Source organism: Mycobacterium sp. DHQP2018-32-09, from assembly GCF_058148405.1.
The window spans coordinates 29,631-46,958 of sequence record NZ_JBYVYK010000003.1; the positions used below are offsets into that span (position 1 = coordinate 29,631).

At 71.4% G+C, this 17,328-nt stretch carries 14 protein-coding genes; 9 read left to right on the forward strand and 5 right to left on the reverse strand.

Annotated elements, in window-relative coordinates; translation table 11 throughout:
* Positions 1-8 precede the first annotated feature (8 nt).
* Positions 9-962, forward strand: coding sequence for a nucleoside triphosphate pyrophosphohydrolase (locus tag AC30CM_RS02640; RefSeq protein ID WP_490115266.1), 954 nt, complete (start codon positions 9-11; stop codon positions 960-962).
* On the opposite strand, the gene AC30CM_RS02645 is transcribed toward AC30CM_RS02640, so the two are convergent.
* The 3 genes from AC30CM_RS02645 to AC30CM_RS02655 all read right to left on the reverse strand — a co-directional run bounded on the left by AC30CM_RS02645 (position 919) and on the right by AC30CM_RS02655 (position 3,872).
* The gene (locus AC30CM_RS02645) at positions 919-1,605 is read right to left on the reverse strand and encodes a hypothetical protein (protein ID WP_490115267.1); all 687 of its coding nucleotides are present in this window, start codon (positions 1,603-1,605) and stop codon (positions 919-921) included. The two genes, AC30CM_RS02640 and AC30CM_RS02645, sit on opposite strands and share 44 nt — an antisense overlap.
* A gap of 66 nt (positions 1,606-1,671) precedes the next feature.
* Positions 1,672-2,940: a Dyp-type peroxidase gene (locus AC30CM_RS02650; RefSeq protein ID WP_490115268.1), complete on the reverse strand. Its 1,269-nt coding sequence runs from the start codon at positions 2,938-2,940 to the stop codon at positions 1,672-1,674.
* Complete coding sequence (locus AC30CM_RS02655) at positions 2,937-3,872, reverse strand: EfeM/EfeO family lipoprotein (protein ID WP_490115269.1); 936 nt, start codon at positions 3,870-3,872, stop codon at positions 2,937-2,939. The genes AC30CM_RS02650 and AC30CM_RS02655 overlap by 4 nt, the downstream gene beginning before the upstream one ends.
* Positions 3,873-4,153: 281 nt before the next feature.
* Here AC30CM_RS02655 and AC30CM_RS02660 point away from each other — a divergent pair, with 281 nt between their 5' ends.
* Entirely contained in the window at positions 4,154-4,885 is a 732-nt protein-coding gene (locus AC30CM_RS02660; RefSeq protein ID WP_490115270.1) for a lytic transglycosylase domain-containing protein, read from the forward strand.
* Here AC30CM_RS02660 and AC30CM_RS02665 read toward each other — a convergent pair.
* Positions 4,873-6,240, reverse strand: coding sequence for an aminotransferase-like domain-containing protein (locus AC30CM_RS02665; protein ID WP_490115271.1), 1,368 nt, complete (start codon positions 6,238-6,240; stop codon positions 4,873-4,875). The genes AC30CM_RS02660 and AC30CM_RS02665 overlap by 13 nt on opposite strands.
* Positions 6,241-6,386: 146 nt before the next feature.
* On the opposite strand from AC30CM_RS02665, the gene AC30CM_RS02670 reads away from it, so the two are divergent.
* From AC30CM_RS02670 to AC30CM_RS02695, 6 genes are all read left to right on the forward strand, one after another.
* A complete protein-coding gene (locus AC30CM_RS02670; protein WP_490115380.1) occupies positions 6,387-6,785 on the forward strand; it encodes a PaaI family thioesterase in 399 nt (132 codons plus the stop codon).
* A 92-nt stretch (positions 6,786-6,877) separates the two neighbouring features.
* Positions 6,878-8,167 (forward strand): phosphopyruvate hydratase, encoded by a 1,290-nt coding sequence (gene eno / locus AC30CM_RS02675; protein WP_490115272.1) that lies wholly within the window; start codon positions 6,878-6,880, stop codon positions 8,165-8,167.
* Positions 8,168-8,176: 9 nt separating this feature from the next.
* Positions 8,177-8,884 (forward strand): septum formation initiator family protein, encoded by a 708-nt coding sequence (locus tag AC30CM_RS02680; RefSeq protein ID WP_490115273.1) that lies wholly within the window; start codon positions 8,177-8,179, stop codon positions 8,882-8,884.
* A complete protein-coding gene (locus AC30CM_RS02685; protein ID WP_490115274.1) occupies positions 8,877-9,371 on the forward strand; it encodes a DUF501 domain-containing protein in 495 nt (164 codons plus the stop codon). Before AC30CM_RS02680 ends, AC30CM_RS02685 begins: the two co-directional genes overlap by 8 nt.
* Complete coding sequence (locus AC30CM_RS02690; RefSeq protein ID WP_490115275.1) at positions 9,368-10,306, forward strand: Ppx/GppA phosphatase family protein; 939 nt, start codon at positions 9,368-9,370, stop codon at positions 10,304-10,306. The genes AC30CM_RS02685 and AC30CM_RS02690 overlap by 4 nt, the downstream gene beginning before the upstream one ends.
* Positions 10,307-10,531: 225 nt before the next feature.
* The gene (locus AC30CM_RS02695; RefSeq protein ID WP_490115276.1) at positions 10,532-14,275 is read left to right on the forward strand and encodes a hypothetical protein; all 3,744 of its coding nucleotides are present in this window, start codon (positions 10,532-10,534) and stop codon (positions 14,273-14,275) included.
* 229 nt (positions 14,276-14,504) lie between these two features.
* On the opposite strand, the gene AC30CM_RS02700 is transcribed toward AC30CM_RS02695, so the two are convergent.
* Positions 14,505-16,376 (reverse strand): acetate--CoA ligase, encoded by a 1,872-nt coding sequence (locus AC30CM_RS02700; RefSeq protein ID WP_490115277.1) that lies wholly within the window; start codon positions 16,374-16,376, stop codon positions 14,505-14,507.
* Positions 16,377-16,438: 62 nt separating this feature from the next.
* On the opposite strand from AC30CM_RS02700, the gene AC30CM_RS02705 reads away from it, so the two are divergent.
* Complete coding sequence (locus AC30CM_RS02705) at positions 16,439-17,326, forward strand: alpha/beta fold hydrolase (RefSeq protein WP_490115278.1); 888 nt, start codon at positions 16,439-16,441, stop codon at positions 17,324-17,326.
* Positions 17,327-17,328 lie beyond the last annotated feature (2 nt).

The window sequence follows — 17,328 nt, forward strand, 5'->3', positions numbered from 1 at the left end:
AACGTGATGTGACGGTCGTGTTGGTCGACCCGCGACGGCCGGCGATGGTGCCGGTCGAGGCCGTGGCCCTGCTGGCCGGGGACGTGCAGTACACCGAGGAGATGCCCATCCGGGTGCCGTGGTCGCTGCCGTCGGCGCGGCCCGCCTACGACGGCGCGGACGCGCCGGTGCTGCTGTCGTCGGATCCGGAGCACCCGACGGTCAGGGCACGGCTCGCGGCGGGGGAGACGCTGATCGCCGCCCCGGCGCCCGCGCCGGGGGAACGGCTCGTCGACGCCGTGGCCACCATGGACACGCTGCGCACGTCCGGTCCGTGGGAGAGCGAGCAGACCCACGAGTCGCTGCGCCGCTACCTGCTGGAGGAGACCTACGAGCTGTTCGACGCGGTGCGCAACGGCAACGCCGAGGAACTGCGCGGCGAGTTGGGTGACGTGCTGCTGCAGGTGCTGTTCCATGCGCGCATCGCGCAAGAGGCGCCCGAGGGAGCCTTCGACATCGACGACGTCGCCGATGCGTTGGTGCGCAAGCTGGCCAACCGGGTGCCCGCGGTGTTGGCGGGGGAGTCGATCTCGCTGGAGGATCAGCTGGCGCAGTGGGAGCAGCGCAAGGCGCAGGAGAAGCAGCGCAAGGCTCGGGAGGGTCGGGTGTCGGCGATGGACGACGTGCCCACCGGACAGCCGGCGTTGGCGTTGACCCAGAAGGTGTACGAGCGGGTGGTGGCCGCGGGCATGCCCGCGGACCTGATTCCGGACGGCATCGTGTCGATCGGTCTGACCGGTGACGGGGACGCCGAGAACGCCTTGCGGACGGCCACCCTGGACTTCATGGACGCGGTGCGGCGCACCGAGGAGGCGGTGGCGGCGGCGCGCCGTGGCGCCGATGCCCCCTCGGAGTTGGACGTGGCGGCGCCGGGTGCCATCACCGAGGACGAGTGGCGGGAGCACTGGCCGCTGCGGCCGTGACCGATGATGCCCGTCCCGGTCGCCTGGCCTTTGCGATGCCACGGACGGTCAACGCGGCCAACACGATCAGCAGGAACGGGCCGTAGTACTGCGGGTAGCTGATGCCGCGGCGCCAGTAGGCGACGAAGAACGTCAACCAGATGACGTAGCTGCCGGTGAGGTGCAGGCGCTTCCACGTGGCGTAGCGCATCCGGTGGGCGACGCCGTCGAACGACGTGACGGTCATGGCGATGAGGAACGCGTAGCCGATGGCGTCCAGGACGTACACGCCGTGCGGGGTGTGGTCGACGCCCGTCTCGAAGCGCGGCTGATCGATCACCACGGTGGCGACGATGCAGACGGCGTGCACTACGTGCGAGCCGAAGAACGCGACACCGAGATAGCGCCGGTTGCGGCGGACCCATGCCGTGAAGGGCCCAGGCCACAGCTGGTACAGCGACGACGCGGTGAAGGCGAGGAGGAACAGCACGGCCGACGTGCGCGCGGTGATGCGGATGCCGAGGTTGGCGCCATCTGCGCCGCCGACCCAGATGGCCGCGACGGCGGTGACGAGGGCGATCAGGGTGACGAGCAGCCAGGTCAGCCGCCAACCGGACGTCATGGCGTGGGTGAGCGAGGTGGGCCGGGTGGTCATGGCAGTCATTCGACCAGCGTCCGGTCATCGCGTCCAACGAACGTTTGTGATGCCGAAGATCGCTGATGGAGATGACTAGGCGAGCAGTCGATCACCCAGGTAGCGGTCGGGTCCGCTCACGCCGGGCAGCATGAAGAAGAAGCCGCCGCCGACGGGCTGCACGTACTCCTCGAGTGGTTCGCCCTTCAGCCGGGCCTGCACGGCCAGGAAGCCCTTCTCCAGCGAGCGCTGATAGGCGACGAACGCCAGCCCCTGATCGAGGCGGCCGGCGCCGTCGAAGCCCCGTGAGTAGTTGAATCCCCTACGCAATATCAGGTTTTCGTCGGTCTCCGGGGTACGCGGGTTCGCCAGCCGGATGTGGGCGTCGAGCTTGATGCGCTTGCCGTCGGGGTCGGACGCGTAGTCGGGGTCGGTGAACTCGCCCTGCAGTCCCAGCGGCGCGCCGGTCAGCTTGTTGCGGCCGAACAGGTTCTCCTGCTCCACCAGTTGGGTGCGATCCCAGAACTCGACGAACATCCGGATGATCCGAATGGCCTGGTAGGAGCCTCCGACGGTCCAGGCGGGCTCGTCGTCGTCGGCGCCGACCCAGACGTGGCGGTCCATCAGGGCGCCGTCGCCGACGTCGAGGTTGGCGGTTCCGTCCTTGAAGCCCAGCAGGTTTCGGGGCGTCGACGCCCCGGAGGCGGTGCCCGCCCCGATGCCGCGGGCGTAGCCGTCGATCATCCAGTTCAACGTGAGATCGCTGCGCGTGCGGCGCATCAGCTGCCGCAGCGCGAACTGCACGGTGTCGTTGTGGCCTGCCTCGACGATGATCGAGAGGTCGCCGTGGGAGAGCTTGGGGTCCAGGCGGTCGTTGGCCAGGAACGGCATCGTGACCAGATCCTTGGGCCTGCGGTCGGCGAGCCCGAAGCGGCCGTCGAACAACGACGCTCCGACGCCGACCACGATCGACAGGTTGTCCGGCGGCGGCTGATCGCCGAGGATCCCGGAGTCGACGGGCGGGAACTGGGGGTCGCGCGCCTCCGGGGGCGTGCCCGCCATCAGCCCGCGGATCTCCTCGGTGAGTTCGATCAGCGTGTCCTGCAGCCCGGAACGGTCGCGCGACTGCACGTTGAACGACGCGACGAGTCCCTGCTCGGGGATGGGCAGGGCGGTGATGCCCGTCTGGTGTGCGCCCTCGAAGGGGACGAACGCCGGCGCCGGCGGCGCGGCGGCGCCGCCACCCGAGGCGTGGGTGAGCGCGACGGTGGCGCCGGCGCCCACGGCGGCGCCGGCGCCGGCGGTCAGCGCCCCCGTGACGAATCCTCGTCGCGAAAGGCCCTGCCGCCGAGGCTTTTCCGTCACTTGAGGCCCAGCACTCCCGACACCTGCGACAGGTTCTCCGACAGGCCGGCGAGCTGGCTCTTGAGGTTGTCGACCACCTCGGGGGTCACGGTGACCTCGGGGCAGCGCGGCGACGGGTACGGGTCGTTGGCGGTGCAGTACAGCACCCAGCCCTCGCCGCGGCGCAGCGGGCGCATGGTGTCGAACAGTCCGTTCAGGCCGGCCTCGATCGTGCCGAGCAGCGCCGGGTCGGCCTTCGCCAGCGCGGGGTTGAGCTTCGCGATCGCGTCGCGTGAGCCCTGCAGGTTGGCGTCGAAGTCCCACAGGTCGGTCTTGGAGTAGCGCTCCTCCTCGCCGGTGATCTTGCCCTGCGACACCTCCTCGATCAGTTCGGCCGCGCCGTTGGCCACGTTGATCGGCTTGACGTCGACGTTCGGCAGTTCCTTGACCAACCCGGCGATGTCGGCGTCGAGCTTGTCGGCGAACGGTGCGCCGCCCTCGGTGGTGTTCTTCTCGAACAGCAGGTACTCCAGCCGGTGCCAGCCGGTGAAGGCCGGGTCGTCGACGCCGGCGAAGTCGTCGACGCGCGAGTCGACCTTGGCGTCGACGTCGGGGATCAGTTCGGCGATGGGCTCGATGCGCTCCCACGGCATGCGCGACGGGGCGTAGGCGTCCTGGGCCGCCTGCAGGTCGTTGGCGCGCACGGCGTCGGTGAGCTTCTTGACCGCGGTGACGAGTTCGTCGGCCTGCGCGATGGCGTAGGCCTTGTACTCCTGCGCGGCCGTGGCGGTCTCGGTGGTGGTGTCGACGGCGGGCGCCGCCGCCGAGGAGGAGGCCGCGCTGCTGCTGCTGCCGGTGCTGCTCGCGTCGCCGCCGGACCCGCCGCCCGAGCAGGCGGACAGAACGAGGGCGGTGGCCACGAGTGGGACGGGCAGCGCAAGGTGCAGCTTCATGGAGCCTCCTGTGAGTCGACGCGGTGACGATACATCGTGGAACCTGCAAAGGGTAGGCAGCCCTAAATTCGACGGTCCCGCTGCTGGTCGGGGTGTCGGCGGCACCGCGGTGTGCTGCACGTTCGACGCGGCGCGGCGGTCCACCGGCACGCCGACGGGGCCCGGTCGGTCGATCACGGCACAATGGAGCAGATCGGTCGGGGAACGAAACCGGTCGGGGGGACGGGTCAGCCCCGAATGGGCCCGGGAACGTCCGTTCGGGTCGGTTGCGAGGGAGTGCGGTGTCGCCAGTGCGTGTGGGGCGGGCGATCGCGGTCGTCATCGCAGCGGCCCTGCTGCTGGCCTCGTCGTGTTCCTTCCACACCGGCACCCCGATTCCCGAGGGCGTGCCGCCGCCGGCGGGTGATCCGGTGCCGCCCGTCGACACCCTGGCCCAGGGCAGACCAGCCGACGCGCTGCACGAGTGGGCTGCCGAACGGGCTCCCGCGCTCGGCATCCCGGTGACCGCGCTCGAGGCGTACGCGTACGCCGCCCGCGTCGCCGACGTCGTCAACCCCAAGTGCCAGCTGCGGTGGACGACGCTGGCGGGCATCGGGATGGTCGAGAGTCATCACGGCACCTACCGCGGGGCCACCATCGCTCCCAACGGCGACGTCACCCCACCCATCCGGGGCGTCCCGCTGGACGGGTCGATGGGCAACATGGAGATTCCCGACACCGACGGCGGCAAGCTGGACGGGGATCCGACGTTGGACCGCGCCATGGGCCCCATGCAGTTCATCCCGCAGACGTGGAAGCTGTACGCCGTCGACGCCAACAACGACGGCATCATCAGCCCCGACAACATCGACGACGCCGCGCTCTCGGCGGCCGGTTACCTGTGCTGGACGGGCAAGGACCTCTCGACGCCGCAGGGCTGGATGCGTGCCCTGCGGGCCTACAACCTGTCCGATCAGTACGCCCGCACCGTGCGGGACTGGGCGACGGCGTATGCCGAGGGTCACCCGCTCTGATCCGGTGGCGCGGTGCCGGTGGGGGTGCCGGTGGCGACGTCGCGGACCAGTGCCAGCGCCTCGGTCAGGTCGGTCGTCTCGGGCGTCGCGAGCGCCAGTCGCAGGGCGTTGGGCGCGTGCGGGGTGAACGCGAACGCATCGGCGGTGGAGACCAGCACGCCGCGGCGGGCCAGCCGAGCGGCCACGATGTCGGCGCGCGCCTCGTCGGGCAGCACGAGCCAACCCCACGGCGCGTCCGGGTGCCCGCGGTAGTCGAGGCCCGCCAGTGCCGTCCGCGCCAGCCGCTGGCGGGACCTGGCGTCGTCGCGCCGCAGGGTCTCCGCCCGGGTCACCGTCCCGTCGCGGATCCAGCGGGCGGCCAGCGTGGTCGCGAGCGTGGCCGCACTCCAGCTGGTGGCGCGCAGCAGCCGCGTCAGCGCCGGCCGTAGCGCGGGCGGTGCGATCAGGAAGCCCACCCGCAGGCCCGAACCGACGCTCTTGGACAGGCTCGCGACGTAGACCGTGCGCTCGGGCGCCCGGGACTGCAGAGGCGCCGGGGCGTCGGGGTGCAGGAACGCGTAGGTGGCGTCCTCGACCACCACGAGGTCGTGTCGGCGGGCGATGGCGGTGAGCCGGTCCCTGGCCTGGTCGTCGAGCACCCATCCCAGCGGGTTGTGCAGGGTGGGAACCGCATAGACGGCCGTCACCCGGCGACTGCGGCACAGCCGGTCCAGCGCGTCGAGGTCGGTGCCGTCGGCGGCCACGGGCAGCGCGGCCACCTCGACGCGCCGGGCCGACGCCGACAGTCGCAGCCCGGGGTAGGTGAGCGCGTCGGCGGCGACGACGGCGTCGCCGGCGTTCGGGCCGGCGAGGGCGCCCAGGGTGGCGTCGAGCCCGTGCTGCGCACCGCTGGTCACCAGCACCGCGTCGGGTGCCACGTCGATCCCGCGATCGAGGGCGTGGGTGGCCATGGCGGCCCGGCAGCGGCGGTCGCCCCCGGGCGGCTGTTGGCGCAGCAGCGCGCCCACGTCACCGTCGGCGGCGAGGTCGCGCAACGCGGTGCGCAGGCTCGCGGCCTGGTCGCCGCCGTGGGGCTGATTGAACGAGAGGTCGGCGACGCGGCCGTGGCGAGGGACGCGGCGCGGCTCCAGCCCGGCGAAGCCGGTGCGGTCGCGGACGAACGTGCCGCGCCCGGGCTCGCCCACCACCAGCCCCGCGGCGATGAGGGCGCGATAGACCTTGGTGGCGGTGGCCAGCGCGACACCGTGCTCGTCGGCGAGCGCGCGGTGCGTCGGTAGCCGGGTGCCGGCCTCGAGCGTGCCCCGTTCGATCCGATCGGCCAGCAGGTCGGCGATCTGTCGATACCGCTGCGCCATGGGCCCACTGTAGTTAGGACAATTCCTTGATTGCATCATGCGCGCTTCCTAGCGTCTGCACGGTGACCGAGACACCGCAGCGACGTGCCGTCCTGGATCAGCTCGAGCGCCTGCTCGCCGGGCACGCCGGGCCCGGCGATGCGCCCATGCGCTACCCGACGGCCATCTCCCAGACGCTGGGTTTCGATCTCGTGGCCGTCGGCCCGGCGACGGCGACCGTGCGCGTCGCGGTGACGGTGGCGCGACACGCCAACCAGCAGGGCACCATCCACGGCGGTTTCCTCACCGAACTGGCCGACGCCGCCATCGGGACGGCGCACTCGACGCTGATGCAGCCCGGGGAGTCGTTCACCAGCGTCGACCTGCGGGCGACGTTCCTGCGGCCGGTGTGGGACGACGTGCTGGTGGCGACGGCCCGCGCGACGCACTCGGGACGGACCATCAGCCACTACGGCTGTGAGGTGGTGCGAGCAGACGGCAAGGTCGCCGCGACGGTGAGCAGCACGGTGCTGACGCTGCGGGGCGCGGACGCGCGGGGCAGATGACGGTGCTGTCGGCGTCGCCCGACGCGGCGGCCAGGGTGATCTTCTAGGCTGAGTGCGCAATCCTTCGAGCCGCACGAAAGGCGGAGCCGCCAGTGTCCATGATCGAGCAGGTCGGAGCACGCGAAATCCTCGACTCCCGTGGCAACCCCACGGTCGAGGTCGAGATCGCGCTCAGTGACGGGACGTTCGCCAGGGCCGCCGTGCCGTCGGGTGCGTCCACCGGTGAGCACGAGGCCGTCGAGTTGCGCGACGGCGGCGACCGCTACGGCGGCAAGGGCGTGGAGAAGGCCGTGAACGCCGTGCTCGACGAGATCGCGCCCGCGGTCATCGGGCAGAGCGCCGACGATCAGCGCATCATCGACCAGGCGCTGCTGGACCTCGACGGCACGCCGGACAAGTCGCGGCTGGGTGCCAACGCGATCCTCGGCGTCTCGCTGGCGGTGGCCAAGGCCGCGGCCGAGAGCGCGGGTCTGCCGCTGTTCCGCTACGTGGGCGGGCCCAACGCGCACCTGCTGCCGGTGCCCATGATGAACATCCTCAACGGTGGCGCGCACGCCGACACCGGCGTCGACGTCCAGGAGTTCATGGTCGCCCCCATCGGCGCGCCGTCGTTCAAGGAGTCGCTGCGCTGGGGTGCCGAGGTGTACCACTCGCTGAAGTCGGTGCTCAAGAAGCAGGGGCTGGCCACGGGCCTCGGCGACGAGGGCGGTTTCGCCCCCGACGTCGCGGGCACCAAGGCCGCGCTCGACCTGATCGGCACCGCCATCGAGGCCACCGGCCTCAAGCTGGGCAGTGACGTGGCGCTGGCACTCGACGTCGCGGCCACCGAGTTCTACACGCAGGGCACGGGTTACGCGTTCGAGAAGCAGAACCGCACCGCCGAGCAGATGGCGGACTTCTACGCCGAACTGATCGACGGCTATGCGCTGGTGTCCATCGAGGATCCGCTGTCCGAGGACGACTGGGACGGCTGGGTCGCGCTGACGTCGGCCATCGGCGACCGGGTGCAGCTGGTGGGCGACGACCTGTTCGTCACCAATCCCGAGCGGCTCGAGGAGGGCATCGAGAAGGGTGCCGCCAACGCGCTGCTGGTGAAGGTGAACCAGATCGGCACGCTCACCGAGACGCTCGACGCCGTGACGCTGGCACACAACAGCGGCTACAAGACCATGATGAGCCACCGGTCGGGTGAGACCGAGGACACCACGATCGCCGACCTCGCCGTGGCCGTCGGCAGCGGCCAGATCAAGACGGGCGCCCCGGCCCGCAGCGAGCGGGTGGCGAAGTACAACCAGCTGCTGCGCATCGAGGAAATCCTCGGCGACGCCGCACGCTACGCCGGTGACCTCGCGTTCCCGCGTTTCGTGCTGGAGAGCAAGTAGCTTTCGCCCATGCCCGACGCCAAACGGCCCGATCCGAGGCGGCGCTCTCCGGCGTCGCGTCCGGGGAAGGCCGGCAAGTCCGGTGAGGCGGCGCGGGGCAGACCCCGCGGCGCCTCACCGGTGCGTCGGGAACCGCGGCCGGTGTTGCCGCGCGTCGGCGAGCCCGAGGAGGTCGAGGACACCGGCTCGCAGGAACGGTCGGTCCTGGAGCCGGTGCGCCGGGCCATGGCCGACGCCGCGGAGCGGCAGTCCGAGCAGCGCCTCGGTTCGGCGGCGCGGCGGGCCGCCATCCTGGCCGCGGTGATCTGCGTGCTGACGCTCACCATCGCCGGGCCCGTCCGCACGTACTTCTCGCAGCGTGCCGAGATGCGGCAACTCAAGGAGGTCGAGTCTCAATTGCGTTCGCAGATCGCCGATCTGGAACAGCAGAAGATCAAGCTCGCCGATCCCGTGTTCATCGCGGCGCAGGCCAGGGAGCGGCTGGGCTTCGTGATGCCCGGCGACATTCCGTATCAGGTGCAGTTGCCCGCACCGGTGGCCCCGGACGCCGCGCCCGAGGAGACGCCGGCCGCGGGCGCAGGAGGGGCCGGGCCCTGGTACACGTCGCTGTGGCACACCATCGCCGACGCACCGCACGGTCCGCCGGCGCCGGTCGCGCCCCCGCCGCCGCCCGCGCCCGCTCCCGTCCCGCCGCCGGGTCCGGTTCCCGGTGGTTGATCCGGGCGATCTGGAGGCGGTGGCGAATCAGCTCGGCCGCGAGCCGCGCGGCGTGCTGGAGATTGCCTACCGCTGTCCGAATGGTGAACCGGCCGTTGTGAAGACGGCGCCGCGCCTGCCCGACGGCACGCCGTTTCCGACGTTGTTCTACCTGACGCATCCGGTGTTGACGGCGGCCGCGAGTCGGCTGGAGTCGTCGGGGTTGATGCGCGAGATGACCGAGCGGCTGGCGGCGGATCCGGAGTTGGCGGCGGCCTATCGCCGCGCCCACGAGTCCTACCTGGCCGAACGGGACGCCATCGAGTCACTGGGTACCACGTTCTCCGGCGGTGGCATGCCCGACCGGGTGAAGTGCCTGCACGTGGTGATGGCGCATTCGTTGGCGAAGGGCAAGGGCGTCAACCCGTTCGGTGACGAGGCGCTGGCCATCCTGGCGGTCGAACCGGCGATGGCCGGACTACTGGAAAGAGAGACCTGGACGTCATGAGAGTCGCTGCGGTCGACTGTGGCACCAACTCCATTCGCCTGCTGATCGCCGACGCACACGACGGCGTGCTGCGTGACGTCCATCGCGAGATGCGGATCGTGCGGCTCGGCGAAGGCGTCGACGCCACCGGCGAATTCGCGCCAGCGGCGCTGCATCGGACGCGGGCGGCGCTGGTCGACTACGCGGATCTGATGCGCACGCACGGCGTCGAGAAGGTGCGCATGGTGGCGACGTCGGCGGCGCGCGACGTGAGCAACCGGTCGGAGTTCTTCGCGATGACGTCCGAGGTGCTGGGTTCGGTGGTCACCGGGGCGGTGGCGGAGGTCATCACGGGCACCGAGGAGGCGGCGCTGTCCTTCCGAGGCGCGGTGGGCGAACTCGATTCCGCCGCAGCGCCATTCGTGGTCGTGGATCTCGGCGGCGGATCCACCGAGGTGGTGGTCGGTGGTGCCGACGGCGTGACGGCCAGCTTCTCGGCGGACATCGGCTGCGTGCGCCTGCGGGAGCGCTGCCTGCATTCGGATCCGCCCACCGAGGCCGAGATCGCCCACGCTCGGGCCGTCGCCCGGGAGGGTCTGCGGCAGGCGTTGCGGGTGGTGCCGGTGGAGGGGGCCAAGACGTGGGTCGGCGTGGCGGGCACCATGACGACGTTGGCGGCGTTGGCGGCGGGTCTGACGACCTATGACCCGGAGGCCATCCACCTCTCGCGCGTCGGCTTCGACGACCTGCTGCGCGTGTGCGGCGATCTGATCGCGATGACCTATCGGCAGCGTGCGGCGCTGGGACCGATGCACGAGGGCCGCATCGACGTGATCGGCGGCGGCGCGCTGATCGTCGAGGAACTGGCGCGTGAGCTGCGCAGCCGGGCGGGTATCACCGAGCTCGTGGTCAGCGAGCACGACATCCTGGACGGGATCGCCCTCTCGGTGGTCTAGACCGTCGCGGACGTCCCCGGCAACGTCGGAGGCGACGGATCGCCCTTCGTCATGGCATCGCCGAACTGCCCCGACCGGGCGGTTCGCGCGCGAGTCATGGCAGCTGCTGCAACTTTCGGCGCAATCGCGGTATTTGCTGGCGCAAACGGACCCGGCCCCCTAGCATTCCTGACGCCCGGTTTCTGTCTCGGGCGTCAATTTCTGCTGGGTGACCGAGGGGGAGTCATGGCGACGACGTACGAGCTGGGCGGAGCGCGGCCGGGGAGCCAGGGGCGTGGCAAGCACCGCCGCGCCGAGAACTTCGAAGTCCGTCGCTGGTTGACGCTTGGCGCCGCCTCGGCCGGTGTCGGTGCGCTGCTCGTGCTGGGACCGCAGGCCGGTCTGGCCGCGGCCGACGACGGTGGTTCGTCGTCGGCCAGTTCGGGCGCGTCGTCGGACGCCGGAGGTTCCGGTTCCAACGCGGGGTCGGGGTCGAACTCGGGATCCAGCTCGGCCGGCCCCAAGAAGGCCGACGCGCCGAAGACCAGCGTGTCCGGGGGTGTCAAGGGCGCCGCGGGCGGCAAGAGTGCGAGCGGCGCCGCCAAGTCGTCGGCCACCAAGGACGCGGGTGACTCCAAGGACGCCAAGGATTCCTCGAAGACCAAGACCACGAAGGGCCCCGACGCGAAGGGCTCCGACGCCAAGGACTCCGACGCGAAGGACTCCGACGCCAAGGGCGGTAAGAACGCCAACACCAAGGGCTCCGACGGCAAGAGCGCAGAAACCCCGAAGTCCGACACCCCGGACACCTCGACGAAGACCACCGACACCACGGAGGCGTCCAGCACGCACGAGTCGGCGACCACCGACTCCCCGGCCGCCAAGGTGGCCGCGCGGACCGCGGCGGTCGCCACCGGGTCGGCGCCGCAGGCATCCTCGCTGCCCGACACCGAATCGGCAGCCGTTGCCGCGACCAGCCTGCCGCAGGCGAACGTCGTTGCGGCGGCAGCGGTCCCGTCGCCGCAGGCGGCGCTGGCGGTCATCCCGGGTCTGCCCCCGTTCTACCTGCCGACGTTGGAAGACCTCGTCGCGTTCTTCATCGGCAACGGCACCGCGGCCCGGCCCAACGGCGGCATCCTCTGGGGCGCCGGCTATTCCTGGACTGCCGACACGTGCGCGACCATCTGCACCGGCGGCAACGGTGGCCTGTTCGGCGGCGGTGGCGGCAACGGCTGGGGCGGCGGCAACGGCGGCAACGCCGGGTTGTTCGGCAACGGCGGCAACGGCGGCGCCGGGCTGGCCGGGATCAACGGCGGCAACGGCGGTAACGGCGGCAGCGGCGGCATGATCTACGGCAACGGTGGATTCGGCGGGGTCGGCGTGGAGACCATGCTCGGTTCCACCGGTGGCAGCGGCGGTTCCGCCGGGCTGTTCGGCAACGGCGGTAACGGCGCCACGGGTGGCGTGTCGCGCGGAGACGCGGCCGGAGGCGCCGGAGGTCGCGGCGGCAACGGCGGCATGCTGTTCGGCAATGCCGGCAACGGCGGCAGCGGCGGTGCCGCCATCCAGAGCGGCCAGACCGGCGGCGCGGGCGGCAACGGCGGCGACACCGGTCTACTGGCCTGGTGGGGCTCCGCGGGCGCCGGCGGGCAGGGCGGCAACGCCAGCTTCGGCGGGCGCGGTGGTGACGGCGGCAGCGGCGGCATGTTGTCGCTCTACGCCATCGGTGGCGCCGGTGGTGCGGGCGGCGACAGCCCCGAGAAGGGCGCGTCCGTCAACCAGGGCGGCAACGGCGGCACCGGCGGTCGCGGCGGCCTGTGGTCGGGCAACGGCGGTGCGGGTGGCGTCGGCGGTCAAGGCGGCGGCGACGGAGGCAGTGGCGGCAGCGTCGGCATGTTCTCGCTCCTCGGCCGCGGTGGCGACGGCGGCAACGGCGGCCAGGGCTCGGCCGGGCTTCCCGGCGCGAACGGCACGCAGAACGCCATCGACGCAGGCGACGGCGGTGCGGGCTCCGCAGGCGGCTCCGGCGGCAACGGTGGCCAGGGCAGCTGGATCATCGGCGCCGGCGGCAACGGTGGCAGCGGTGGTGCCGGCGGCAAGGGCGGCAAGGGCGGCCAGGGCTACCAGGGTGCCGACGTCACGTCGGCGACCGGGGGTGACGCCGGCCGGGGCGGCAACGGCGGCAACGGTGGCATCGGCGGCGCCGCAGGCGCATCGGGCGGTGCCGCAGGAGGCGGCCGCTTCCTGTTCATCTCGTCCACGGCCGGCATCGCCGGCGGCAACGGCGCCGGCGGGGCCGGCGGCGCCGGGGGCAACGGCGGCACGGGCGGCTACACCGAGGATCCGAACGGGTCCGCAGGGGTCGGCGGCAACGGCGGCAACGGCGGCGCGGGAGCCGCGGGTGGTGCTGTCGCCGTGGGGGATTCGGCGATGGGCGGCGGTGACGGCGGCGCGGGTGGCACCGGCGGCGACGGGGGCAACGGCGGCACCCTCAACGAGGGCGGCGCGGGTGGCCTGGGTGGTTCCGGTGGCGCCGGCGGTGCAGGCGGAGACCACACCGGTTCCGGTACCGGCGGTGACGGCGGCAACGGCGGTGCCGGCGCTGCGGGCGGTTCCGGTGGCAACGGGACCACCGCGGGCGTCGGCGGCAACGGCGGCAACGGTGGCAACGGCGGCGTCCCGGGCGCGGGCAGCGAGGCCGGCGGCAAGGGCGGCCTCGGCGGCACGTTCGGCAGCGGTGGGGGCGGCGGCGAGAACGCGGACAAGACCCAGGCCGCCGACGGCGCCAACGGCACGTCGGGGACCACCCCGGCCGTGGCGAACGCGAATGCCGCGGTGCTCGCGGCCTTCACCCCGGCCGAAGTGCAGGCGGCGGTCGCCAATCCGCTGGCGGCCATCCAGGCCTTCCTGGCGTCGCCGTTCGCCGGAATCCAGGCGTTCTTCGACGACCTCGGCAGGCAGGTGTCCTACGTCCTGTTCAACCGGGCCCCGTCGATCTCGCCGGACCAGGGCGGTCAGGGGGGCGCGGGCGAACTGGTCATCGAGCTGAACGGTACGGGCAACACGTCGTTCGACCCGTCCTACACCATCGTCTCGGGGCCGAAGTACGGCACGTTGACCCCCGGTGAGACGCCCGGCACCTACACCTACACGCCCACCAATCAGGCGTTGGCGGACATGGGTGTCACCGACTACGTGACGGTCAGGGTCGACAACGGTGCGGCGGCGGCCCTGCCGGGAATCGCGGGTGTCGTTCAGGGCTGGCTGCACTCGATGGCGATCATGATGGGCCTGGCCCAACCCGACGTCATTCAGCAGCAGGTCAAGATCGATGTCAAGGGCAGCGGCCAGATCGGCAACGCTCAGGCGGCGACCGCGTACTGGACCAACCAGAGCTACGACAACTGTGTGTTGCAGGCGGTCTCGATGGCCGTCGCGCAGGCGACCAACACGACGCCGCGCAGCGAGCAGGACATGGTCGACCTGGCCAAGGCGACCGACAGCGTCACGACTCCCGGCACCAAGATGTATCTCGGGGAGAACATCTCGGACGGCGTCTCGGATGGCGACGCGCTGGCCCTGATGAACGAGCACCTGGGCGTCAAGGCGGTGCAATACAACTACGGCACGGCCGTTCCCGGAGGGACGCGGATCGTGACGGCCGCGGACGGTCAGCAGGCGCTCAACGACCTGATGGCATCGATGGCGCTGGGCAAGTCCGTCATCGTCGGATACGCCACCGCCATCGTGTGGACCTCGGTGTTCGGAGACCCCATCAGCCCCGACGATCCGCTCTGGTCCTCCGACCACGCCGCCGTGGTCACGCAGGTCGACCTCAAGAACGGGCTCGTCTACGTCAACGACAGCTCGGCGGGCCCGGCGGGTCAGCAGGCGGGGCGCGCCATGAAGATCACGCTCGGCGCCTTCATGTCGGGCTGGCAGGGCGGCAGCTACGGTTTCACGACCGTCGAGGCGCTGCCCACCTCCTGAGCGTGCGAGATGGCAACGGCCGCCGTGATCTTCACGGCGGCCGTTGTCGTGCGGAGCGACTACTTGGGCTTGCAGTTGGGCGGGTTGCCGCAGTGGTGTCCGTTGTCGCACGCGCTGCAGTGACAGGTACAGCCTCGAGTGGCGGGCATGGCGACCAACTCCTTCACGTATCAGGACATGACTACGTCACGATATGCCCGCTCGCGTCGGCCGTGAACCCTCTTGCGGGTCACCCTTGCAGGACGTCGCGCAACCGGTCGAGCACCGTGGGGTCCTCGATGGTCGAGGGCACGGGTTCGGGGCGGCCGTCGGCCAGCCCGCGCATGGTCTTTCGCAGGATCTTCCCAGAACGGGTCTTGGGGAGCGCCGCCACGACGTCGACGCGCTTGAGACTGGCGACGGCGCCGATGCGGTCGCGGACCGCGGCCACCAACTCCTCGGCGAGACCGTCGGCCGATGCGCCGGACTTGAGCACGACGAAGCCGCGGGGCACCTGACCCTTGATCTCGTCGGCGACGCCGATCACCGCGCACTCGGCGACCGCGGGATGGTCGGCCAGGACGGCTTCGATGGCACCGGTCGAAAGGCGATGTCCGGCAACGTTGATGACGTCGTCGGTGCGGCCCATCACGAACAGGTGGCCGTCGTCGTCGAGGTAGCCGCCGTCGCCGGTCAGGTAATGGCCGGGGAACGCCGACAGATAGGAGGCGACGTAGCGGTCGTCGTCACCCCACAGGGTCGGCAGGGTCCCCGGTGGCAGCGGCAGGCGCACGCAGATGGCGCCCTCCTCGCCGGCGTCGGCCTCGCTGCCGTCGGGCCGCAGGATGCGGACGTCGAACCCCGGCATGGGCACGGTCGCCGAGCCGGGCTTGACCGGCAGCGTCTCGATGCCCACGGGGTTGGCGGCGATGGACCAGCCCGTCTCGGTCTGCCACCAGTGGTCGATCACGGGGATGCCGAGTCGATCTGCGGCCCAGTGGTACGTCCCCGGGTCCAGGCGCTCGCCCGCCTGGAACAGGTACCGCAGCCGCGACAGGTCGTAACGTCGCACGTGGGTGCCCTCGGGGTCCTCCTTCTTGATGGCGCGGATGGCGGTGGGCGCGGTGAACAGCGTCTTGACGCCGTGCTCGGCGGCCACCCGCCAGAACGCGCCCGCGTCGGGGGAGCCCACCGGCTTGCCTTCGTAGAGCACGGTCGTCGCCCCGAGCAGCAGGGGTCCGTAGACGATGTAGGAGTGGCCCACCACCCAGCCGACATCCGATGCGGCCCAATAGACGTCGCCGGGTTCGGTGTCGTAGACGTGGCGCATGGTCCACAGCAGGGCCACGGCATGTCCGCCGTTGTCGCGCACGATGCCCTTGGGCTTGCCCGTGGTGCCGGAGGTGTAGAGCACGTAGAGGGGATCGGTGGCGGCCACGGGCACCGGGTCGGCGGGCGTCGCCGCGGCCATGGCGGTGTCCCAGTCGACGTCGCGGTCGGGGCGCAGGTCGCAGGGGTGGCCTTCGCGCTGCACGATGACGCACGTCGCGGGCGGATGCCGGGCGGCGTCGACGGCGGCGTCGAGCATCGGTTTGTACTCCACGATGCGGGTGGGCTCGATGCCGCAGGATGCTGACACCACGACCGTGGGGCGCGCGTCGTCGATGCGCGCGGCCAGCTCGCTGGCGGCGAAGCCACCGAAGACCACCGAGTGCACGGCACCCAGCCGCGCGCACGCCAGCATGGCGATGACGGCCTCGGGGATCATCGGCAGGTAGATCACGACGCGGTCGCCCTTGCCGACGCCGAGGTCGCGCAGCATGCCCGCGCAGCGCGCGGTCTGGTCGCGGAGTTCGCGGTAGGTGTAGGTGCGCTGGGTGCCGGTGACGGGGGAGTCGTAGATCAGCGCGGCCTGATCGCCTCGGCCGGCCTCGACGTGGCGGTCGAGGGCGTTGGCGCACGTGTTCAGCTCGGCGTCGGGGAACCAGCGGTAGAACGGCGGGTTGTCGTCGTCGAGGATGCGGCGGGGCGGTTTCGTCCAGGTCACGGCGGTGGCCGCGGCTGCCCAGAAGGCGTTCGGATCGGCGATGCTGGCGTCGAAGGTGTCGCGGTAGCCGGTCATGTCCGAACCGTATCCGCGTGCCCGGCCCTTGTCGGTGGGTTCGACGGGTTTAAAGTCTGCCCATGGTTGTTGACACCACGTATAACAGCGCCGAACCGCCCGTGATCGAGGGCGTCCGGCGTGCGTTCGTCGAGGCGCGCGGCGTGCGCTTCCATGTCACCGAGGCCGGGCCGGTCGACGGTCGCGCGGTGGTCGCGTTGCACGGGTGGCCCCAGCACCACTGGGCCTATCGCGATCTGTTGGCCGATCCGCCGCCGGGGATGCGGATCATCGTGCCGGACCTGCCGGGGTACGGCTGGTCCGGACCGGCGCCCCACCGCTGGGCGAAGGACGACGTGGCCGCCGACGTGCTGGCGCTGCTGGACGCGCTGGGACTGCAGCAAGTGTTGCTCGTGGGGCACGACTGGGGCGGCTTCGTCGGGTACCGGATGGTGCTGGCCGCGCCCGAACGGTTCGAGGGCTACCTGGCGTGCAACATGGCCCATCCGTGGCAGAACACGCGCACCGTGGCCCCGCACCTGTGGCGGTTCATGCTGTACCAGCCCTTCGTGGCGAGCATCGGGATGTTCCTGCAGCAGCGCACCCCCTACCTGGAGAAGCTGGTCTACCGGGTGGCCGCGCCGAAGATGCCGCGCGACGAGGTGCGGGTATACGCCGAGCGCTTCCGCGACCCGATCTGCGCGCGCACCGCCACCGACACCTACCGCACCTTTCTGCTTCACGAATTCCCCGCCGCCGCAAGGCATCCGGAGGACCGTCGGATCACGATCCCGGTGCGCGCGCTGTTCGGTACCTCCGACACCGCGATCCACGCGTCGATGGCCGCACCCGAGACGGCGCGCGCCGACGACTACCAGGTCGAGTTCGTCGACAGCGGCCACTTCATCGTCGACGAACGGCCAGACCTGGTGCGGGCCAAGCTGCTCGACCTCGCGGCGGAGACCAGCTGACA